This is a genomic window from Leisingera sp. M527, from assembly GCF_025141525.1.
In the GTDB taxonomy this organism is placed as follows: domain Bacteria; phylum Pseudomonadota; class Alphaproteobacteria; order Rhodobacterales; family Rhodobacteraceae; genus Leisingera.
The window spans coordinates 192,003-212,741 of sequence record NZ_CP081041.1 but is presented as its reverse complement, the minus strand read 5'-3'; the positions used below and the strand labels follow the sequence as shown (position 1 = coordinate 212,741).

At 62.5% G+C, this 20,739-nt stretch carries 18 protein-coding genes; 12 read left to right on the top strand and 6 right to left on the bottom strand.

From position 1 onward, the window contains the following. Window positions 1–138 precede the first annotated feature (138 nt). The gene (repB, locus tag K3555_RS24015; protein ID WP_259992862.1) at window positions 139–1,113 is read right to left on the bottom strand and encodes a plasmid partitioning protein RepB; all 975 of its coding nucleotides are present in this window, start codon (window positions 1,111–1,113) and stop codon (window positions 139–141) included. Beyond that, the gene (repA, locus tag K3555_RS24010; protein ID WP_260009162.1) at window positions 1,113–2,288 is read right to left on the bottom strand and encodes a plasmid partitioning protein RepA; all 1,176 of its coding nucleotides are present in this window, start codon (window positions 2,286–2,288) and stop codon (window positions 1,113–1,115) included. The genes repB and repA overlap by 1 nt, the downstream gene beginning before the upstream one ends. Window positions 2,289–2,777: 489 nt before the next feature. On the opposite strand from repA, the gene K3555_RS24005 reads away from it, so the two are divergent. From K3555_RS24005 to K3555_RS23990, 4 genes are all read left to right on the top strand, one after another. Further along, a complete protein-coding gene (locus K3555_RS24005; RefSeq protein ID WP_260009161.1) occupies window positions 2,778–4,334 on the top strand; it encodes a trimethylamine methyltransferase family protein in 1,557 nt (518 codons plus the stop codon). 69 nt (window positions 4,335–4,403) lie between these two features. Continuing rightward, the gene (locus K3555_RS24000) at window positions 4,404–5,507 is read left to right on the top strand and encodes a mandelate racemase/muconate lactonizing enzyme family protein (protein WP_260009159.1); all 1,104 of its coding nucleotides are present in this window, start codon (window positions 4,404–4,406) and stop codon (window positions 5,505–5,507) included. Window positions 5,508–5,523: 16 nt separating this feature from the next. Further along, a complete protein-coding gene (locus K3555_RS23995) occupies window positions 5,524–6,258 on the top strand; it encodes an SDR family NAD(P)-dependent oxidoreductase (RefSeq protein ID WP_260009157.1) in 735 nt (244 codons plus the stop codon). Further along, window positions 6,255–6,989 (top strand): SDR family NAD(P)-dependent oxidoreductase, encoded by a 735-nt coding sequence (locus K3555_RS23990; RefSeq protein WP_260009156.1) that lies wholly within the window; start codon window positions 6,255–6,257, stop codon window positions 6,987–6,989. Before K3555_RS23995 ends, K3555_RS23990 begins: the two co-directional genes overlap by 4 nt. A 68-nt stretch (window positions 6,990–7,057) precedes the next feature. Here the strand turns inward: K3555_RS23990 and K3555_RS23985 are convergent, their stop codons facing one another. The 4 genes from K3555_RS23985 to K3555_RS23970 are packed head-to-tail and all read right to left on the bottom strand — an operon-like array spanning window position 7,058 to window position 11,536. Next, a complete protein-coding gene (locus K3555_RS23985) occupies window positions 7,058–8,398 on the bottom strand; it encodes an FAD-binding oxidoreductase (protein ID WP_260009155.1) in 1,341 nt (446 codons plus the stop codon). Beyond that, window positions 8,395–9,894 carry an aldehyde dehydrogenase gene (locus K3555_RS23980; RefSeq protein ID WP_260009154.1) on the bottom strand — a complete coding sequence of 500 codons (1,500 nt, stop codon included), beginning with the start codon at window positions 9,892–9,894 and terminating at the stop codon, window positions 8,395–8,397. Before K3555_RS23980 ends, K3555_RS23985 begins: the two co-directional genes overlap by 4 nt. Before the next feature lie 3 nt (window positions 9,895–9,897). Beyond that, window positions 9,898–10,815 carry a dihydrodipicolinate synthase family protein gene (locus tag K3555_RS23975; protein WP_260009153.1) on the bottom strand — a complete coding sequence of 306 codons (918 nt, stop codon included), beginning with the start codon at window positions 10,813–10,815 and terminating at the stop codon, window positions 9,898–9,900. Window positions 10,816–10,825: 10 nt separating this feature from the next. Continuing rightward, window positions 10,826–11,536 (bottom strand): GntR family transcriptional regulator, encoded by a 711-nt coding sequence (locus K3555_RS23970; RefSeq protein WP_260009152.1) that lies wholly within the window; start codon window positions 11,534–11,536, stop codon window positions 10,826–10,828. A gap of 247 nt (window positions 11,537–11,783) precedes the next feature. On the opposite strand from K3555_RS23970, the gene K3555_RS23965 reads away from it, so the two are divergent. The 8 genes from K3555_RS23965 to K3555_RS23930 all read left to right on the top strand — a co-directional run bounded on the left by K3555_RS23965 (window position 11,784) and on the right by K3555_RS23930 (window position 20,736). Next, window positions 11,784–12,734, top strand: a complete 951-nt coding sequence (locus K3555_RS23965; RefSeq protein ID WP_260009151.1) for a GlxA family transcriptional regulator — start codon at window positions 11,784–11,786, stop codon at window positions 12,732–12,734. A gap of 92 nt (window positions 12,735–12,826) precedes the next feature. Next, window positions 12,827–13,741, top strand: coding sequence for a LysR substrate-binding domain-containing protein (locus K3555_RS23960; protein WP_129373077.1), 915 nt, complete (start codon window positions 12,827–12,829; stop codon window positions 13,739–13,741). A 95-nt stretch (window positions 13,742–13,836) separates the two neighbouring features. Next, window positions 13,837–14,991 carry an aromatic ring-hydroxylating dioxygenase subunit alpha gene (locus K3555_RS23955; protein ID WP_260009150.1) on the top strand — a complete coding sequence of 385 codons (1,155 nt, stop codon included), beginning with the start codon at window positions 13,837–13,839 and terminating at the stop codon, window positions 14,989–14,991. Next, complete coding sequence (locus K3555_RS23950; protein WP_260009148.1) at window positions 14,988–16,439, top strand: aldehyde dehydrogenase family protein; 1,452 nt, start codon at window positions 14,988–14,990, stop codon at window positions 16,437–16,439. The genes K3555_RS23955 and K3555_RS23950 overlap by 4 nt, the downstream gene beginning before the upstream one ends. Window positions 16,440–16,442: 3 nt before the next feature. After that, a complete protein-coding gene (locus K3555_RS23945; protein WP_260009147.1) occupies window positions 16,443–16,682 on the top strand; it encodes a hypothetical protein in 240 nt (79 codons plus the stop codon). Window positions 16,683–16,773: 91 nt separating this feature from the next. Then, on the top strand, window positions 16,774–17,868 hold the full coding sequence (locus K3555_RS23940) for an alcohol dehydrogenase family protein (protein ID WP_260009146.1): 1,095 nt from the start codon (window positions 16,774–16,776) through the stop codon (window positions 17,866–17,868). Continuing rightward, window positions 17,865–18,989: a mandelate racemase/muconate lactonizing enzyme family protein gene (locus K3555_RS23935; protein WP_260009145.1), complete on the top strand. Its 1,125-nt coding sequence runs from the start codon at window positions 17,865–17,867 to the stop codon at window positions 18,987–18,989. Before K3555_RS23940 ends, K3555_RS23935 begins: the two co-directional genes overlap by 4 nt. 403 nt (window positions 18,990–19,392) lie before the next feature. Next, entirely contained in the window at window positions 19,393–20,736 is a 1,344-nt protein-coding gene (locus K3555_RS23930; RefSeq protein WP_260009144.1) for a Na(+)-translocating NADH-quinone reductase subunit A, read from the top strand. Window positions 20,737–20,739: the final 3 nt, after the last annotated feature.

The following is a 20,739-nucleotide window of genomic DNA, read 5'->3' as shown; positions in this document are numbered from 1 at the left end:
ATGGAGTTGACAGTGACGAGTCTGAAGGGCTATTCCAAAGGTGCTAAATCTGAGAACGGCCTTCTGGGATGTAATGTCCTGGGGGGCTTTTCTTTTGCCTGTTTACGTGCCTCCTGTCCTTAATGTTTCTGCTCTTGCTCAGTCTTCCGGCTGCTCGGGCTGGTCTTGCTGCCAGCGGCCGTGAAGCTCTTCCATGATCTCTTCTGCATGGGCGTCGAACCAGGTGTCGAAACCGGGTGCGTCCTTGGCAGAGATCGTCAGGGTAATGCCTTTGGCGGTGGTTTTGATGCCTGCAACCTCAGCGCCGCCGTTGCCGGGCAGGGCGCGGATTTTCGGCGGGGCAGGGGCCGGTTCGGGTTCTTGCGGCACGTTCCGGGCATGTTTCAGAACCGCCTCGAACCGCCCGTCGGAGTCATAGGTCGTAAAGTCGGGCCGGTTTGTCCGGGTGATCGCCCGGGTCCGTGACGGAGGATCGTCGAACAGTTTGACCAGCATCATCCAGCGGTCGCGGCCAATGCCGGGGGCTGAACCGATCGTCCGCAGGAACGGCAAATCAAAGGCCGTGCCGACCTTGAGCATCCGCGACACCATCGGCAGGTCGATCGACAGCGCCGCGGCAATTGTCTGCCGTCCATAGCCATCCGCCTGCAACTGCGCCGCAAAGGCGGCCTTTTCAATAAAGCTGAGGTCCTGGCGCGAGGTGTTTTCCTGGCCCTGGGCCATCACCAGCGCATGATCATCCAGCTGCCGCACCATCGCCTTGACGGGCATACCCAGCTCGCGCAGGGCCTTCAGGCGGCGGCGGCCATAGACGATTTCGAACCGCCCCTGTGTCTTGGGATGCGGGCGCAGCAGCACCGGCACCTGCTGGCCATAGGTCTGCAGGCTGTCCTTCAACTGATTGAAAGCCGCCCCATCCATGCCCAGGCGGTCCTCATAGCCCGCATCGTCGATCAACGCGGTGTCGATCTCCTGCACGGCGCTTTCCTGCAGCTTGCTGAGCGAGGATTGCAGCGCCCCGACCGCGCCGCGCGGCATCATTTTGGGTTTCGGCCCGCCAGCGGGTGCTGCGGGGCTGTTCAGGGCCGTGCTGAGAATACCTTTGCGTGCCATCAACGCCTCCATGCGTGTTGAAGGAGCGATTCTATTTCATCGTTAACTTGATTCAGTGAATCGACCGCACGGTCATAGGTTGACCTGTGAAACTGGGATCTTTCGACCTCGTAAACCGTCTGCTGGGTCAGCCCCGCATCGGAAATCGCGGTGGATTTCAGCATCGGCGCGACCATGACTTCCTCGCCGAACAGCTGCCGCATGAAGGCAACCACCTGTTGCTGCGGCCCGTCGTTGGGTTCGTAGCGGTTGATCAGGAAGCGCAGGAAATCAAACTCCAGCGCGGCGCCCGCATTGGACACCACATCCAGCAGTTCGGCTGACATTTGCAGGAATTGCGACATCGACGCGATGTCGAGCATGTTCGGCACCACGGTGATAATCACGCCGGTCGAGGCACAGAGCGCCGACATGGTCAGATAGCCGAGCTGCGGCGGGCAGTCGAAGATGATCACATCGTAATCCTTTTCGACCTCCTGCAATGCTGCGGCCATGCGCGAGAAAAACGCAGGTTGAACGTTGTTCAAAAGGGCCTGCGGCGTCTCATGCTCGAATTCCTGCAGGATCAGCCCGCCGGGGGCCAGATCCAGACCGCTGAAATAAGTCTGCTGGATGATCTGGCGCAGGGGCAGGGGGTCTTCATAGCGGATTGCGTCATAAATCGTCCCTGTTTCAAGGAAATCGACCTCTGGCCGATAGCCGAAAAGCGTCGTCAAGGACGCCTGCGGGTCGATATCCACTGCCAGCACCCGGTAGCCTTTCAGCGCCAGCCGCTGGGCGGTGTGGATGGACGAGGTGGTTTTGCCCGATCCGCCCTTGAAGTTCAGGAAGGACAGCACCTGCACCTTGTCGCCCTCACGGCGGCCGCGCAGGTAGGTGCCGGGTGTCTTGGCCGCGGCATCCAGGATCTTGCGCATTTCCAGCAGATCGGCGGCGGAATAGTGGCGCCGCCCGCCCGGCGTGGTGTGCACCCCGGGCAGTTTGCCGTCAAAATGCAGCTTGCGCAGGAAACTGGAGGAAATGCCCAGCATTTCCGCCGCTTCGCCGGCGCTGAACAGACGCAATTCCTTCCTTGCATCCGGCGCGAAACTTGCCAGCATGTGGCTTTCGAGAGCCGCACTGAGGCTTTCCGCGTTCTCGCGGATTCGCTGATTGATGTGGAGTGCTACTGCCAACTGCTGCCCTCTCGATAGTAACGCTGTTTTGCGTCAGCGCTTTATTTATCGTTTCTATACGCAATGCGCACAGTGTTTTGCAATAGATTCCTTCATTTACAGGTTGCAGGCGGATGTCCGGAGTTTCTGACAGAAGGCCGGCTTTGTCCGGAAATGTAGGCTAACAAATTGAAATATAATATTTAAATTGAATTCCGCCAGGCGAGGCAGGGAAAAGCGTGCTATCCTGCCCTCTATGTGCATGATCCGCAAAAGGCGCATAGGCTGAGTCGCGGCAGATCGGAGATTCCCCCGGTTTTGGCCCGAACAGGCGTTGATTAGGCTCTAATTTGCGGTCTGACAGGGTTGAAGAATCCGCTGCAGAGCAAGGCAGCAGCCTCCTGGCCGCTTCCGCCGGGCAGAGTGTCGGTTTTTGCAATCGCATTTCGTAATCCTGCAGGTGAAGCCCGGAAATTTCAGAAAAACTCTCCGTCAAAGGAGACCCCTGCCATGACTGAGCAAGCCACTGTGACCCGTTCGCGCTCCGGCGGCCGCACTGCCCGCCGCGCCCTGCGCACCGCCCCGAAATTCGACATGCTGCCGGGCCTTACCCGCAATATCCCCCTGTGCGAGGTGATGGACGGCGCCCAGGTTGAGATGATCGACAAAGCGTCGATGGATATCCTGGAAAACGTGGGCGTCCAGTTCCGCGACCCGATTGCGCTGGAGGACTGGAAACGCGCCGGCGCCAAAGTGGAGGGGGAACTGGTCTATCTGGACCGCGGGCTGGTGCGGGAGCTGATCGCGACGATCCCCAGCGATTTCACCTATCACGCCCGCGACCCGCAAAAGAACGTGCGCCTGGGCGGCAAGCATTCGATCTTTGTGCCGATGACCGGGGCGCCGTTCCTGCGCGACCTGGATGATGTGCGCCGCAACCCGATGATGAACGACCTGGCGATGTTCCACAAGCTGGCGCATATGATGCCCAGCTTGCATTCCTCGGCGCATCATATTGTCGAACCCTATGATCATCCGATCAGCCAACGGCATCTGCGGATCACCTATTCGTCGATGAAACACTCTGACAAGACGTTTATGGGCATGACCACGTCGCCCAAGAACGCCGAGGATGTACTGGACATGTGCGCGATCCTGTTCGGTGAGGATTTCATCGACCAGAACCCGGTCACCACCGGCAACTGCAACGGCAACTCACCGTTGGTCTGGGACGAAACCATGCTGGGCGCCATGCGCGCCTTTTGCCGCCGCAATCAGCCAGTGCTGTGCTCGCCTTTTGTGCTGGGCGGCGCCAATACGCCCGCATCAGTCCCGGCGACCGTGGCGCAGCTGAACGCCGAAGCGCTGAGCGCGCTGGCCTACACGCAAGTAATCCGTAAGGGCGCACCGGCGATCTATGGCCATTACCTGTCGACTGTTTCGATGAAATCCGGCGCGCCGATGGCGGGGACGCCGGAAATCAGCCTGATGAACTTCATGATCGGCCAGATGGCGCGGTACTATGGCGTGCCGTGGCGGACCTCCAACACGCTGGGCGGCGCCAAGACATTCGACGCGCAGGCCGGTTACGAGTCAGCCACCACCCTGCAAGCGGTGATGCATGCGGGCGCCAATTACATCTGGCACTCGGCGGGCTGGAACGAGGCCGGGATGCATTGTTCCGTCGCCAAGTTCATCGTCGACGCCGAGCAATGCGCGATGGCCTACCGGATGGCGGAAGGTCCCAAGTGGCACGACTTTGATCAGGCGCTCTCGGCGGTGCCCGATGTCGGCCCCGGCGGCCATTACCTGGGCCATCCGCACACCCAGGAGAACTTCCAGGAGGCGTTTTTCATGCCGGAGATGTTCGACAACAACTCAATCGAGCAATGGCAGGCCGAGGGCAGCGTCGAGATCACCGAACGTGCCCTGACCCGCGCACGCAAGCTGCTGTCGGAATACCAGGAGCCGAAGCTGGACGAGGCAAAGAACGAAGAACTGCTCGACTACATCGCCCGGCGTGAACGCGAAATCCCCGCTGCGGATGAGCTGAACCAAAGCTACTGATTTCCTCCCCCCGACTGGCCCGCCCCCGCGATGAGTGGGCGGGCCTTTTTTTTTCAACAGGGCAAACATATGAAAATCGCGGAAATCCATATCTATCAGCATGATCTGCCGGTGAAGAACGGCCCCTACACCATGGCCAATGCCGAGGTCTGGTCGCTGGACACAACGCTGGTGAAACTGGTAGCGGACAACGGGTTGGAAGGCTGGGGCGAGACCTGTCCGCTGGGTCCGGTCTATGACAAAGCGCATGCCCAGGGCGCGCGCGCGGCGCTGATGGAAATGGCGCCGGGTCTGATCGGAACGGACTGCCAGCCGTTGACGATGAACCGGCGGATGAACGCGCTTCTGATGGGGCATTCCTATGCAAAGGCTGCGGTTGATATCGCGTTGCATGACGTGTTGGGCAAGAATCTGGGGTTGCGGGTTGCGGATCTTCTGGGCGGTGCGGTCACGGACCGGGTGCCGTCTTATTACGCCATCGGGATCGAGACGCCGGAGGAAGCCGCCCGCATTGCCCGTGAAAAGCGCGCTGAAGGGTTCGGCCGCCTTCAGGTCAAGGCGGGCGGGCGCGATCCGGAGGTTGACATTGCCGTGGCGCACAAGGTCTGGGAGCAGATCCAGGGCAGCGGCATGCGGCTGGCGCTGGATGCCAACCGCGGCTGGACACTGAGGGATGCGCAGTTCGTCAGCCGGGGCTGCAGCAGTATTCCACTGATCATCGAACAGCCTTGCCAGACCCTTCAGGAGTTCAGGAAACTGCGGTCCTTGCTGTGCCACCCGCTGTACATGGATGAATCCTCCGAAGATCTCGCCATCGTGACCGAGGCAATCGGCTGCGGGCAGGCGGATGGCTTTGGCATGAAGGCGACCCGCATCGGCGGTCTGCAGAACATGCGCGCGTTCCGCGATATCTGCGAGGCAAACCAGATTCCGCACACCTGCGATGATGCTTGGGGCGGCGATATTCTGGCCGCCGCCTGCACCCATATCGGGGCAACGGTGCGTCCGGACCTGATGGAGGGTGTCTGGCTGGCGGCCCCCTACATCGACGGCCATTACGACACAGAAAACGGCATCCGGCTGGACGGCGGCCACATAGCACTGCCGCAAGGTCCCGGTCTGGGCATCACTCCGGACCAAAGCCTGTTCGGCGCGCCGGTTGCATCCTTCTGATTGGAGAAAGACGACAATGGAATTTCAGGGAAAACACGCTCTGGTCACCGGTGCGGCCGGCGGCATCGGCGCCGCCATCGTTCAGCGCCTGCGGGCCGCGGGCGCCAAAGTGGCGGTGGCCGACCGCGACACCAGCAGCATTGAGGCCGAAGCGCATCTGCCGGGCGATCTGCTGGACGCGGGTTACGCGGACGCGCTGCCGCAGGCAGCACTCGATGCGCTTGGCGGGCTTGATATCGTCATCAACAACGCAGGCGTCATCACCCGCGGCCCGGTGACAGAAACATCCGACGCCGACTGGGATCTGTCGATGGGCGTGAATGTGCAGGCCCCTTTCCGGATCTGCCGCGCCGCAATCCCGCTGATGGCGGAAACCGGCGGCGGCGCCATCGTCAACACCGCGTCCTGCTGGGGCGGCAAGGCGCCGGGGCCGAACCACGCGCTTTACTGCATGACCAAGGCGGCAATTGCCTCGCTGACGCAGTGCATGGGGATGGATCATGCCCATCAGGGCATCCGCATCAATGCGGTCTGCCCGAATGAGGTCAACACGCCGATGCTGCGCACAGGCTTTGCCAAGCGCGGCTTTGATCCCGACAGCGCAGTGGCGGAGCTGGGCAAATCGGTGCCGCTGGGCCGGATCGCCGAAGCAGAAGATATCGCCGATGTGGTGATGTTTCTGGCCTCCGACGCGGCGCGCTACATGTGCGGCGCGCTGGTTGAGGTCAACGGCGGGAAACCGGTGTCATGAAGCGGTTTCAGGATAAGGTTGCGCTGGTCACCGGCGGCCGCAGCGGTATCGGCCAGGCCATCGCCCGCCGTCTGCGCAACGAGGGCGCGCGGGTGTTCACCGCACAGCGCGGCAAGGATGCGGAGTTCGAGGCGATCCCGGCGGATTTCACCGACCCGGACAGCCCTGCGCAGGTGGTAGCGGAGGTTGCCAGCAGGGCAGGGGGGCTGGATGTGCTGGTCAACAATGCGGGCATGATGCAGGAGGCCCGGGTCGAGGACATGACCCTCGCCGATTGGCAGCGCAATCTGACCGTGAACCTGACCGCGCCCTTCCTGATGATCCAGGCGGCGCTTCCCTTTTTGCGTAAGTCCCGCGGCAGCATCGTCAACACCGGATCGATCGAGGGGCTGGGCAGCAATCCGGGCCATGCGGCCTATTGCGCGTCCAAGGCCGGGCTGCACGGCCTCACCCGCGCGGTGGCGGTGGACCACGGGCACGAGGGCATCCGCTGCAATGCGGTGGCGCCGGGCTGGATCGACACGGATCTCAACATGGACTTCATCGAAGGGATGCCTGATCCACAGGCTTTCCGCCGCGATATTGCCGGCATCCACCCGGTTGCCCGCACCGGCAAGCCGGAAGAAGTGGCAGCGCTGGTGGCCTTCCTGGCGTCAGAGGATGCGGGCTTTATTACCGGACAGGTCTATACCGTCGATGGCGGCCGGATGGCCAAGCTGAGCCTGCCCTGACAGCCGCTTCTTTCTGGTCTGAAATACCCCGGGGGAGGCCGCAGGCCGGGGGCAGCGCCCCCAGCACTCTATTCCTTCCCGGACCGCCATTCTTTCCACATAAGATAGGTGTTCGCCCCAAGCGAGGCAAAGGGTTCCGGCGGCAGCCTCGGCGGTTCCGGCTGGGCCAGAAAATGGCTGGCAATCTCCGATCCGCCCTGCAGCAGCAGTTCAGCCGCCCCCATGCCCTGCTGGGTGCCGCGGGCAATGCCGAGGCCGTTCTGGCAGCAGGCGGAAAAGACACCCTGGTCCAGCTCGCCAAACGCCGCAGACCCGTTGCGGCTAAGGCATAGCATCCCGGCCCAGCGGTGCTCCATCTGCACATCCCCCAGATGCGAGAAGCGTTCGCGGAACTTGCGGTCATGCACCCAGCCGGCGTTGCGCAGGCGCATCCGGCTAGTCTCGATAGTCGGGTGAAAACTGGCGCAGGTGCGGATCAGGATGCGGTCACCGTATGAGCCGGAAATCCGCCGCACCGAGGTGCCGACCGGGTCCGATGGCGTCACCGACCAGCGCGCCGCGCCGCCCAGCCGGGCAATTTGTTCCGGTGTCAGGCGTTTGGTCATCGAGGCATAAAGGCAGATATGCATCAGGCGGCGCTGGAAAAAGCCGAAGCTTTCCAGATGGCCGTTGTTGGCCAGAATGATCCTGCCGGTGCTGATACACCCCTTGGGGGTGGAAACCAGCCAGCCATTACCCTGTTTTTCAAACCCCGTGGCGGGGGTGTTTTCAAAGACGCTGATTTGCCCGGCCAGATGCGCCGACAAGGCCCGGATATAGCCCGCGGGCTGGATCATCACCGTGCCCGGCGCATAAAGGCCGGATGTGTAATGCGGGCTGCCTGTCCGCTCCTGCATTTCCGCTTGCGAGTAAAGTGTGTGCGGCTCGCCCAGCCGCTCCAGATGGGCAGCAAAGTCGCGGTTGTGCTTGTCACCGGCGCGGGTGGCGGCGGCGTTGATCTTGCCTGCAGGATCAAAGATCTCCTGCGGTAAGGCGCAATCCTCAGCGACGCCCTTGGCAAAGGCGATGGCCTGGCGGTTCAGGGCAATGGCGGCACGGTCGGCCTCCAGCGCGTCGCCTGCGTAATTGTCCGAGGCCAGATCATGCGGCAGGTCGATCATAAAGCCGGAATTGCGCCCGGCAGAGCCTTCGGCGAATTTACCGGCTTCCAGCACCGCGACCTTCAGGGACGGGTCCAGCTGATGCAGGCGGCGGGCGGCGGACAGGCCGGCAAATCCGCCGCCGATGATGGTCACATCGGCGGTCAGATCCCGGTCCAGCACCGGCAAGGGGGCCTGCGGCGGCAGGATGGCATTCCATCCCGCCGCTGCGGTCTGCCGGGGCAGGCGTTTGGCGGTGTATGTGCTCAATCCACCGCCTCATCTGCGTCGTCGGCCAGATCGATCCAGATGGTTTTCAGCTGGGTGTACTGGTCATGGGCATGAACCGAGTTGTCGCGGCCGCCGAAACCAGATTGCTTGTAACCGCCGAAGGGCGTGGTGATATCGCCCTCGCCAAAGCTGTTCACCGTCACGGTGCCCGCACGGATGGCCCGCGCACCGCGGATGGCGCGTTTGGCATTGGCGGTGAAGATCGAGGCGCAGAGGCCGTAATCGGTGTCATTGGCGATCTGGATCGCCTCGTCGAAACCTGAGACCTCAATCACCGACAGCACCGGGCCAAAGATCTCCTCGCGCGCCAGAACCGCATCATTGCCGGGCACCTCGACCACGGTGGCCTCAACAAAGGCACCATCATGCGCCTTGCCGCCCAGCACCACGTTTTCCGCCTGATCCAGATAGCCGCAGACCTTGTCGAAATGCGCCGCTGAGACCAGCGCGCCCATGCGGACCTCCGGGTCCAGCGGATCGCCGATGTTCCACTGCTTGGCGTGATGCGCAATCCGCTCCAGCAGTTCACCCTTCACGTCCTTATGCACGATCAGGCGCGAGGAGGCCGAGCAGTTCTCACCCATGTTCCAAAAGGCCCCGTTGACCACATGGGCGGCAACCCGGTCCAGGTTTTCGGCGTCGTCCATGACAATGGCCGGGTTCTTGCCGCCCATCTCCAGCACCACTTCCTTGGCGTTGCTTTCCGCCGAATAAGACAGGAACCGCTTGCCGGTCACGGTGGAGCCGGTGAAGGACACCATGTCGATGTTCATGTGCCGCCCGATGGGTTCGCCCACATCGGCGCCGCCGCCGGGCACGATGTTCAAAACACCGCGCGGCAGGCCCGCCTCCATCGCCAGTTCCGCCAGGCGCAGCGCGGTCAGGGTGGTCTCCGCCGCAGGTTTCACCACCACCGAGCAGCCTGCCGCCAGCGCCGGGCCGATCTTCCAGGCCAGCATCAAGAGCGGGAAGTTCCACGGCAGCACCAGGCCGACCACGCCGATGGGTTCACGCACCACCATGGCGATGTGGTCGTCCGAGGCAGGCGCCACCTGATCATAGATCTTGTCGATCGCCTCGGCGTGCCATTTGATGCAGTGGATGGTCTCCGGCACATCGACGGTTTCGCAGTCATAGATGGTCTTGCCGCTGTCGACGCTTTCCATCACCGCCAGTTCCCGCGCGTTGCGGGTCATCAGTTTGGCCAGCCGGATCAGCACGTCCTTGCGCTCCGACGGGTGCAGGCGCGACCAGCGCCCGTCGTCAAAGGCAGCGCGGGACTTTTCAACCGCGAAATCAACGTCCTCGGCGCCGCAGGCCGCGATATCGGCCAGTTTTTCACCGGTTGCCGGGTTCACGGTCTCGAACGTGTTGCCCGAGGCCGCCGGGCGGAATTTACCGTCGATGAAGGCGCCGGTGGGCAGGGCCAGCCCTGCGGCGATGGATTTGTATTCGTCCTGGGTCAGCAATGTCATGGCTCAGCCCTCCGCCTGAATGTCGGCAATTTTCTGTTTCAGTACCCGCACAACCTGTTCCAATGCGCGTTTGTCGTCCTTGTTCAGCCCTTTCAGCGGTGCGCGCATGGCGCCGGCCGCAATGCCGTTCAGGGTGACGCCGTGTTTGATGGTCTGGATGAACTTGCCGCCCTGTTCCAGCACATGCATCAACGGCATCATTGCCGACATGATGCGGCGGCCCTTGGTGTAATTGCCCTCCACCACGCAGGCGTTATACAGCGCCACATGTTCCGCAGGCAGGAAGTTCGACCCGCCGCAGACCCAGAACGGCGCGCCCCAGGCAAAGAATTCCAGCGCCTGATCGTCCATGCCGCAGCCCAGCTGGATATGCGGATAGTCCCGCGCCAGCAGGTGCACCCGGTTGATATCGCCCGAGCTTTCCTTGATGCCGCAGAAGTTGCGGCTGCGGCCGACGCGGTCCAGGAACTCCTCGCCCATCATGGTGCCGGTGCGGTGCGGGTAGTTGTACAGCATCACCGGCAGATCGGCGGCCTTGTCGATGGCCAGCGCATTCAGCGCGTTTTCGCGGTCGGTCGGGACCGAATAGGGCGGCGAGGCCAGCAGGATACTGTCTGCCCCGATTTCTTTGGCACCTGCGGCCAGGGCGATGGAGTCGCTGGTCAGCATCGCGCCAGTGCCAACAACCAGCGGCAGGCGGCCTTTGAGCCGTTCATGGGTGAACTTTGCCAGCTCCAGCCGTTCCTCGACGGTCTGGGCATAGTTTTCACCGGTCGAGCCGCCGGAGATCAGGCCATGCACGCCGTTTTCAACCAGATATTCGATCACCTCGGCCAGCGCGTCCCAATTGACGCTGCCATCCTCGAAATGGGGGGTCACCACGGGGGTGTAGATCCCATTGAAACTAAACAGGGGGGTCATTCGGGGTCCTCTATGCATGGGTTTTGCGTGCGACAGTGCCCAGCGGCACATCAAGTCCGGCAGGCATGACAAACAGTTCGATCCGGTCGCGTGACAGGTTCCAGTGATCAATCGCCAGCTGGGCTGCCGCTGCCTCGTCGCCCGTCTCAATCGCGGCAATGATGGCATCGTGCTGGGCGCTGGCTTCCGAGACGTTTTCGGCCATCTCGGGGCTTTGCGGACGGTAAAAGGTCATCGAAATGCGGGCGTGGTCAATCAGCAGCCGCTGAAACGAGGGCAGCAGATAGATGTTGTCCGCCATCTCGCCGGTCACTTCGTGAAAGCGGTTGTTGGCCATCGCCCGCTCGGCGCTGGAACCGCTGCGCAGGGCGGCTTTGAAATCCTCCTGCGCGGCCTTCAGCACCTCGATTTGGGCAGGGGTGGCATGTTTCGCAGCCAGCTGCAGCACCGCGCCATAGATCATTGGCGCCGCCAGGAAGAAGTCGCGCAGGGTCATATGCGACATCTCGCTGACCCGGGCACCGCGGTTTTCGCGCAGATCCACATAGCCCTCGCCTGCCAGCTGGCGCAGCACTTCGCGCAAGGGGGTGCGCGACAGGCCGGTGTCCTCGGACAGTTTCGCCTCGTCCAGATCAGCGCCGGGGCGCAGCTCCAGCGTCATGATGGCCGCCTTGAGACGGCTGTGCAGCTCTGCCTTGCGGGTCTTGGAGGCGTCTTTCATGGGGATTTCTCCTGCCGCTGATGCGGGTGGGATTCTTCGGTTCGCGGTCTCTATGGCATGACTACATGCGCCCTGTACAGAAAAAATACATATTGTGTACACAGAAAGAATGTGGTGTGTGCAATTTGCGGACGCTTTGCGCTGTGCAGCGGCTTGCGGTGACCGGGGCAGGGGGCTTAGCCTGACCCTACCGCAGGGCTGTGTTGCACAAAGCGGTCCCGCGCGGTTCTTGTCAGGCGGTCACACCATGTCCAACACCCAGCATTTTGCCTTTCTTCTGGTTGAGGAATTCTCGCATCTCGCCTTTTCCTGCGCGGTTGAACCCCTGCGCATCGCCAATCTGGTCAGCGGGCAGGACTTGTATGACTGGTCCTTCGGATCAGAGAACGGCGCGACCGCGACCTGTTCCAACGGATCGGTGACTCTGGTGCATTACGGCTTTGATGCGATCCCGAAATGCCACCAGCTGTTTGCCCTGTCCGGCATCCATATGCGCAACCATGTGACTAAGCCGCTGCTGGCAGCCTTGCGGCGCGAACGGGCACGCGGCACGCGGATCGGCGCCTTATGTTCCGGCGCCTGGGTGCTGGCCGAGGCCGGGTTCCTTGATGGCATGCAGGCGGCGATCCACTGGGAATACCACGACAGTTTCATGGAGGGCTTCCCGGAGGTGAACCTGGTGCGCAGCGTCTTTGTCGCCGATGAAAAGCACATGACCGCCTCGGGCGGCACCGCCACGGCGGATCTGATGCTGCATTTGATCGAGCGCGATCACGGCTATGATCTGGCCGTCGCGGTGGCGGATCAGATGGTTTACAACGCAGTGCGCAATGCCACCGCCGAGCAGAAGGTTTCGCTGCAATCGCGCAACGGTATGCGCAACCGGCATCTGGCGCGGGCGATCCAGATGATGCACGACCATATCAGCGATCCGATCTCGCCGGCGCTGATTGCCGAGGATATTGGTATCTCAACCCGCCAGCTGGAACGGCTGTTCGGCAAGTATCTGAACACCTCGCCCAAGAAATATTCAATGGAGATGCGGCTGGAGCGCGCCCGCAATCTGCTGATCCAGACCGAGTCTTCGGTGACCGAGGTGGCGTTGTCCTGCGGGTTTGACAGCCCGGGGCATTTTTCAAGGGTGTACAAGGCGGCCTTTAACGTGACGCCGATGCTGCAACGGGGCCGGATCGATTAGCGGCGCCTGAAATTTCCGGTCTGGCCTTCAAAGATGTTTTCCTCATATTGAAATGAAGCCCTCTCATCCGAGCCGCATGCCAGGAGCCGCAGATGTCCCGCCGCCATTACAGCCTGCCGCCGCTGACCACCCTGGCCGCGTTTGAGGCTGCTGCCCGCCATCTCAGCTTTAAGAACGCCGCGCAGGAGCTGTCTGTCACCCCCGGCGCCGTCAGCCATCAGGTCAAGGCGCTGGAGGCGGAACTGCAGGTGCCGCTGTTTCAGCGCAAGCACCGCGGGGTGGAGCTGACGGAGGAAGGCGAGGCGTTGTTTGATACGCTGGCGACGTCCTTCTCAAAAATCTCACTCAGCCTGAAAACCATCCGCGACCGCCATACCGGCGACACCGTGACGATTGGGTCCACCTCGGCTGTGGCGTCGCTGTGGCTGTCGCCCTCAGTGGTGCGGTTCTGGCGGCGGCATCCGGATGTGAACGTCAATCAGATCGTCAACGACCGGCCCCTGCGCAGTATGCCCGACGTGGATTTTTACATCCGCTACGGGCGCGAGCGCGACACCAGGCTGCAGCAGACCGAGTTGTACCGCGACCACCTGGTGCCGGTGGGCAACCGGGAATTGGCTGAAAAGCTGACCGGCTGCCCGCTGGAGGAGCTGGCGCAGCAACGGCTGCTGCATCTGGAATCCGACGACAAAAGCTGGACCACCTGGGCCGACTGGTTCCAGCAGCAGGGCTATGACGGCCCGATTGCGCCGGGGGTGCGGGTCAACAATTACTCGGTCGCGCTGCAGGCTGCGCAGGACGGAACCGGGCTGGCGTTGGGATGGCAGCGCCTGCTGAACCCTTTGCTGACCACGGGCCAGCTGGTGCCGATCGGCCCGCATGTGCTGGCAGCCCCGCACGGGTTCCACCTGGTAGGCCGCCCGGATGCAGAAATGTCGGAATCCGCCCGGTTGCTTCGCAATTGGGTGATTGACGAGCTGAGTCACGCCTCAGATGAATCCAGCTAAGGCCAGCGCGAAGATTTCTGATATTGAGTGAATCCCCTCTCTCCTTTCAATGGCGCACAACGCGCACATCTTTACCCAGGTTTGGAGAGACCCAGATGAACAAGCATGACTCGCTTGCCCCGGTGATGGCTCCGGTCAACGTGGCCAACGGCCTGCCGAACGCCCATTACATCGACCCCGCCGTCTTTGCCGAAGAGAAACGCTCGGTGCTGTTTGCCAATTGGTCCGGCATCGGCTTTGGCAAGGATGTGCCGGAGCCGGGGTATGCGAAGCCGGTGGATTTTCTGGGCATGCCGCTGCTGATTGTGCGCGACAATGATGGCGAAGTCGGCGTGTTTCAGAACACCTGCCGCCACCGCGGCATGATCCTGGTTGAAAAACCCGGCAAGATCCGCGGTGCCATCCGCTGCCCCTACCACAGCTGGTGCTATGGCCTGAACGGCCGTCTGGTCTCAACCCCGCATGTCGGCGGCCCCGGCAACAACAAACATGAAGACATCAAGCTGGACGAGCTGGGCCTGGTGCGCATCCGTTCTTATGTCTGGCGCGACGTGATCTTTGCCAATGTCGACGGCAACGCGCCCGCGTTTGAGGACGCCCACGCGGGCCTGCTGGAACGCTGGAAAGAATTCGAGACCCCGGTTCATCACGGCGGCGAAACCTCGGGCTTTCAGCTGGAGGTCAAAACCAACTGGAAACTGGCGGTTGAGAACTACTGCGAAAGCTATCACCTGCCGTGGGTGCATCCGGGGCTGAACAGCTATTCGCGGCTGGAAGACCATTACAACATCGAAGTGCCGGGGCATTATTCCGGTCAGGGCACCCTGGTGTACCGCCAGATGAAGGGCGAAGACGGCAAGATGTTCCCGGATTTCGAGGGGCTGTCCAGCAAATGGGACGAAGGCGGCGAATATGTGGCCGTTTACCCGAACGTGCTGCTGGGCGTGCAGCGCGACCATGCCTTTGCGATCATCCTTGAGCCGGTCGACACCGAAAACACGGTGGAGCATATCGAACTGTATTACGCCAAATCCGCCGACGACACGCCGGACCTGGAACAGCTGCGCGACGAGAACGCCAAGCTGTGGAAGACCGTGTTCGAGGAAGACGTCTTTGTCGTCGAGGGCATGCAGAAGGGCCGCCACGGTGAGCTGTTCGACGGCGGCCGTTTCTCCCCCGCGATGGACGGGCCGACCCACAACTTCCACGCCTGGGTTGCCGATCAGGTGACCAAGGGCCGCGCGGCATGAGCCGTTTTCTGAACGACGGTCTGGCCAGGAATTTCCTGGCCGGTGCCTGGGTTGAAGGCGACGCCGGTAAACGTATCGCCGTCGAGGATCCCGGCAATGGCAGCCATGTGGCGGATTGCGCGCTGGCGGGCGAGGAGAGCCTGGCCCGCGCGCTGCAGGCAGCACGTGCCAGTTTCGAGCGCGGCGATCTGGCGGCCATGAAGCCCGCCAAACGCGGCCAGCTGATGCAGCGCATCGCAGCGGAAATCCGCGGCATCGCGGATGAGGGCGCAGAGCTTTTGTGCCGCGAAAGCGGCAAGAGCCTGAGTGCTGCCCATGACGAATTCGAAGAGGCCGCACAGTATTTCGAATACTACGGCGGCATGGCCGATAAGATCGAAGGCAAGTCGATCCCGCTTGGCCCGGATTACGCTGATTTTACGGTTTATGAGCCTTACGGCGTCTCTGCCCAGATCGTGCCTTGGAACTTCCCGGTGTCGATTGCCGCACGCTCGCTGGCGCCTGCGATGGCGGCGGGCAATTCGGTAATTATCAAGTCGCCGGAACTGGACCCGATGGCGCTGGCGATGCTGGGCGTCGCATTGGAACGCGCGGATGTCCCGGCGGGTGCTGTGTCGATCCTGAACGGCATCGGTGCAGACCTTGGCGCGCGGCTGGTGGAAAGCAGCCAAATCGACCAGATCGTCTTCACCGGCTCGGTTCCGACCGGTCAGGCGATCCTGCGCGCGGCGGCCAATCCGGTGACACCCGCGCTGATGGAGCTGGGCGGAAAATCCGCTGCGGTGGCGTTTGAAGACGCCAATCTCGACACGCTGATGTCCTCCCTGCAAAGCGGCATCTTCTATAACGCCGGTCAGGTCTGCTCGGCGATGTCGCGGGTGCTGGTGCACCGCTCGATCTATGACGAGGCGATTGAGCGCGCCGCCGCACTGGCAAATGGCCTCAGCGTCGGCCACGGGCTGGAAAACCCCGGCCTCACCCCGGTGATCTCGGCGCGCCAGCTGGACGGCATCGAAACCCTGGTGGCCACCGCCCGCCAAAGCGGTGCCCGTGCGGCTTCGGGCGGGACACGGCTGGAGCGGGAGGGCTACTTTATGGCGCCGACCATTCTGGCGGACGTGGATCCAGCATCCCGTGTCGCGCAGGAGGAGATTTTTGGCCCCGTAACCTGCTTCACACCGTTTGATACCGAAGCCGAAGCCATCGCGATGGCCAATGGCACAGATTTCGGGCTGGTGGGCGGTGTCTTTACCCGCGATCTGGCGCGGGCACATCGCGTCGCCAACCGCCTGCGGGCGGGGCAGGTTTTCGTGAACGAATGGTTCGCGGGCGGCATCTCGACCCCGTTCGGCGGCGTTGGCAAATCGGGCTTTGGCCGTGAAAAGGGATTGGAGGCGCTTTACAATTATGTGCGCACCAAGAACATCGCGATCTCGCTGAAGGGCTGAGGGATGGAGCGTGCAGACCTCGACCGCGCGCTTTTGCAGGCGCATGATGATAAGGACAATGCAGAGCTGGTCCGGCTGTATACGCTGGCCGGGGACAGGGCCGAGGAGGCCGGCAATATCGACGCCGCCTGTTTCTATCTGACCCATGCCTTTGTCTTTGCGCTGGAAGCGGGCCTGCCGGAAGCCAGGGAACTGAACCGCCGCCTGGCGGAACGGGGCCGGGCGCATCCGCTGGATCTGTGACACAGGTTTCAGGGTGTTGTCCCCACGGGGACAGCAGCCTGTTTGGCCGGCAGGGGAGGGCCGGCCAGTTTTATTTCAGGGAGAGACACTCATGATTCCCAGCAAAATGGCTGCGGTGCTGCTGACCGGCCACGGCGGTATCGGCAAACTGGAGTACCGCACCGATGTGCCGGTGCCGCAGCCCAAGGCGGGCGAGGTGCTGATCCGCATCGCGGCGGCGGGCATCAACAACACCGATATCAACACCCGTATCGGCTGGTATTCCAAGGCGGTGGATGCGGACACCAATGCGGGCGGCGCCACCGGGTTTGACAGCGTCGATGACGATGACGCCAGCTGGTCCGGCAAACCGCTGGAGTTTCCGCGCATTCAGGGCGCGGACGCCTGCGGGCATATCGCAGCGGTGGGGGAGGGGGTTGATCCCACCCGCATCGGCGAGCGGGTGCTGGTGCGCAACATGCTGCGTTCTTACGTCGATTACCGCCCCTATGAATGCTGGACCTTCGGCAGCGAATGCGACGGCGGTTTTGCCCAGTTTGCAGTAGCGCCCGCACGCGAAACCCACACCGTGAATTGTGATTGGTCCGACGCGGAACTGGCCTCGATCCCTTGCGCCTATTCGACGGCTGAGAACATGCTGCACCGGGTTGGCCTTGGCGCGGAAACCGTGTTGATCTCGGGCGCGTCGGGCGGCGTCGGCTCTGCCGCCGTGCAATTGGCCAAGCGCCGCGGCGCCACCGTGATCGCGCTGTCCTCTGCTGCGAAAGCGGATGAGGTGCTGGCGCTTGGCGCCGACCGTGTGGTGGATCGCAATGCTGATCTGCGCCGCGAACTGGGCGAAGGCTCGGTCGATGTAGTGGTCGATCTGGTCGCTGGTGAGCAATGGCCTGCGTTTATGGACGTTTTACGGCGCGGCGGGCGTTATGCCACCGCTGGCGCCATCGCCGGGCCGATCAGCGAAATCGACGTGCGCACACTGTATCTGAAAGATCTGACCCTGATGGGCTGCACCTTTCAGGAGGACGAGGTGTTCGCCAATCTGATCTCCTATATCGAAGCAGGCGAAATCCGCCCGCTGGTCGCCAAGACCTATCCGCTGGCCGACATCGCCAAAGCGCAGGAGGATTTCCTGAGCAAGAAACACACCGGCAAGCTGGTGCTGATGATCCCGGAGGCCGAGGCGTGAAGATCAAGAAGATAGAGCTGTATCAGCTGGATCTGCCCTATTCCGGCGGCGTCTATACGCTGTCGGGCGGACGGGAGTACCGCAGCTTTGATGCGTCCTTTGTGCGGATCACCACCGATACCGGGCTGGAAGGCTGGGGCGAGAGCACGCCGTTTGGTTCCACTTACATTGCCGCGCATGCCTTGGGCGCGCGGGCGGGGATTGCCGAGATTGCGCCCTATCTGCTGGGCCGTGATCCGCGCCAGATGGACCGCATCAACGAGGCGATGGACGAGGCGCTGCTGGGCCACAATCACGCCAAATCGGCAATTGATCTGGCCTGCTGGGACCTGTTCGGGAAATCGGTGAACCTGCCGGTTTGCGAATTACTGGGCGGCTCAACCGGGAAACGCCTGCCGGTGATCTCCTCGATCTATGCGGGCAGCCCAGAGGACATGCGCGCCCGCGTCGCCCAGCACCGCGAGATGGGCTATCTGGGGCATTCCGTGAAAATCGGTGCGTTGGACAGAGAGGGCGGCCCGGCACTGGACGCCGAACGCATCCGCGCGTCGCTGGCTGACCGGCAGCCGGGCGAGTTCTTTCTGGTCGATGCCAATGGCGGGCTGACGCCTGAGACCGCGCTGCGGATGCTGCGGATGCTGCCGGAGGGGCTGGATTTTGTGCTGGAGGCGCCCTGCAAAACCTGGCGCGAGACCATGTCGCTGCGCAAGCGTTGCAGCGTGCCGATCATCCTGGATGAACTGGTGCAGCAGGATGAGGATATCGCCCTGATGCTGGCGGAGGATGTGGCCGACGGCATCGGCCTGAAGATCTCCAAGGCGGGCGGGCTGACCCATGGGCGGCGGCACCGGGACATGTGCCTGGCTGCCGGTGCTACGGTCAGTGTGCAGGACACGGTCGGCTCAGCCATCGCGTTCTCCGCCATTGCACATCTGGGCGCGACGGTGCCGGAGCGGTCCCTGCGCTGCATTCTGGACTGCCGCGATATGGTGACGCTGAAAACCGCGGAATTCGACGCACCTGTGCAGGACGGCGGCGTGCTGGTGCCGGATGCGCCGGGGCTTGGGATCACCGTTGACCGGGATCTGATGGGCGCGCCGGAGATGGTCTGGGAAGCGTGAGATCAGCACAAAATCCACAGGTCTGTCGCGAATCACATGCGGGCTGCCGCAGACGTTAGCGCCATCACATTGAACCACCCCGGCAAGCCCTGCTTGGCCGGGGTGTTTTGTCCACAGGCAGTGCGCGCGATTGCCGCTTCCGGGTGGCGCATCTGACGTATTGGCGGGTCCTGAATGCGGCATTCTGGCTTAGAAGCTGCGATCACGGAGGAATCTGGCGCAGAGGCGGGGCGCTGGCCTTGCCATTCGGCGGCAAATTTGATTCGAGAGGCGCAATCAAACAGGGCCGGACCCGGCTGGTGAAGAGACAAAAGCGACCGTATCTTGCGTTTTCTTTGTCTCCGCCGCCGGAAACAGATAAGTACCGCCACGGGAATCGGCCTCACAAGGACGTAGCGCAAATATGAAGACATTTAACTTGAGGAAGGGGCTGGATCTGCCGGTGACAGGCGCACCGGAGCAGGTCATTCACCCCGGCCCGGCCATCACTTCGGTGGCGGTTCTGGGCCCCGATTATCTGGGTTTGAAACCCCGCATGCTGGTGCAGGAAGGCGAGGAGGTCCAGCGCGGAACTCCGCTGTTCTGCCACAAGGATGCCGAAGACGCGATGATGGTGGCGCCGATGACCGGCAAGGTCGTGGCGATCAACCGCGGTGCGCGCCGGGTGCTGGAAAGCGTGGTGATTTCGGTTTCCGATGCCGAAGACAAAGGTGTCGATTTCTCGGCCACTGGCAATGCCGATAGCGTTGAGGGGCTGACCGAAAAGCTTTGCGCGGCTGGTCTGTGGACCGCGTTCCGCACCCGTCCTTATTCCAAGATGCCGCAGCCGGGCTCCAAGCCGGGCGCGATCTTTGTGACGGCGATGGATTCCGAGCCGCTGGCCGGTGACGCTGCGCTGATCATCAATGACGCGGGCGAGGCTTTTGCGGCAGGTCTGAAAGCGCTGACCCTGCTGACCGAGGGCACCACCTATCTGTGCCAAAAGGCAGGCGACAGCATTCCGGGCACCGATATTGCCGGGGTTGAGGCTGCGGCGTTCTCCGGCCCGCATCCCAGCGGTCTGGCCGGCACCCACATCCACTTCCTGCATCCGGTGAAGGGTGACGACGAGGTTTGGACGATATCCTATCAGGACGTGATCGCCATTGGCCGCCTGCTGCAGACCGGCCATCTGGATCCTTCTGTTGTTGTTGCGCTGGCTGGTCCCGCTGCGCGCCAGCCCCGTCTGGTGCGGACCGTCACCGGCGCCTCCACCGATGAGCTGACCCGCGGCGAGATTGCGGCGGACGGCCCGGTGCGGGTGATCTCGGGTTCGATCCTGTCGGGCCGTCAGGCTGCGGGTTCGTTTGCCTTCCTTGGCCGCTTTGCCCGTCAGGTTGCCCTGATGGAAGAAGACCGCAAGCAGATCCCGCTGGGCTGGATCCGCCCCATGGGCAGCAAATACGCGGTGCAGCCGGTGCTGGGCTCCGCCCTTAGCCGCAAGCTGTTCAGCCTGACCAGCAACCTGAACGGCGGCCGCCGCGCGATGGTGCCCACCGGCACGTTTGAGCAGCTGATGCCGCAGGACTATCTGCCGACACAACTGTTGCGCGCGTTGCTGGTGATGGACACCGATACCGCACAGGCATTGGGTGCGCTGGAGCTGGACGAAGAGGACATGGGCCTCGTCGGTTTTGCCTGCCCCGCCAAATATGAATACGGGCAAGCGCTGCGCGACTGCCTTGCCAAGATTGAAAAGGAGGGCTGAGCC

Coding starts and splice junctions, on each gene's coding strand:
- K3555_RS23980 (WP_260009154.1), bottom strand. CDS start 9,894: ATGACATTGCTGACCCAGGACGAATACAAATCCATCGCCGCAGGGCTG.
- K3555_RS23945 (WP_260009147.1), top strand. CDS start 16,443: ATGGAGCGTGCAGACCTCGACCGCGCGCTTTTGCAGGCGCATGATGAT.
- K3555_RS23955 (WP_260009150.1), top strand. CDS start 13,837: ATGAACAAGCATGACTCGCTTGCCCCGGTGATGGCTCCGGTCAACGTG.
- K3555_RS23975 (WP_260009153.1), bottom strand. CDS start 10,815: ATGACCCCCCTGTTTAGTTTCAATGGGATCTACACCCCCGTGGTGACC.
- K3555_RS23995 (WP_260009157.1), top strand. CDS start 5,524: ATGGAATTTCAGGGAAAACACGCTCTGGTCACCGGTGCGGCCGGCGGC.
- repB (WP_259992862.1), bottom strand. CDS start 1,113: ATGGCACGCAAAGGTATTCTCAGCACGGCCCTGAACAGCCCCGCAGCA.
- K3555_RS23965 (WP_260009151.1), top strand. CDS start 11,784: ATGTCCAACACCCAGCATTTTGCCTTTCTTCTGGTTGAGGAATTCTCG.
- K3555_RS23950 (WP_260009148.1), top strand. CDS start 14,988: ATGAGCCGTTTTCTGAACGACGGTCTGGCCAGGAATTTCCTGGCCGGT.
- K3555_RS23930 (WP_260009144.1), top strand. CDS start 19,393: ATGAAGACATTTAACTTGAGGAAGGGGCTGGATCTGCCGGTGACAGGC.
- K3555_RS23960 (WP_129373077.1), top strand. CDS start 12,827: ATGTCCCGCCGCCATTACAGCCTGCCGCCGCTGACCACCCTGGCCGCG.
- K3555_RS23940 (WP_260009146.1), top strand. CDS start 16,774: ATGATTCCCAGCAAAATGGCTGCGGTGCTGCTGACCGGCCACGGCGGT.
- K3555_RS23970 (WP_260009152.1), bottom strand. CDS start 11,536: ATGAAAGACGCCTCCAAGACCCGCAAGGCAGAGCTGCACAGCCGTCTC.
- K3555_RS23990 (WP_260009156.1), top strand. CDS start 6,255: ATGAAGCGGTTTCAGGATAAGGTTGCGCTGGTCACCGGCGGCCGCAGC.
- K3555_RS24000 (WP_260009159.1), top strand. CDS start 4,404: ATGAAAATCGCGGAAATCCATATCTATCAGCATGATCTGCCGGTGAAG.
- K3555_RS24005 (WP_260009161.1), top strand. CDS start 2,778: ATGACTGAGCAAGCCACTGTGACCCGTTCGCGCTCCGGCGGCCGCACT.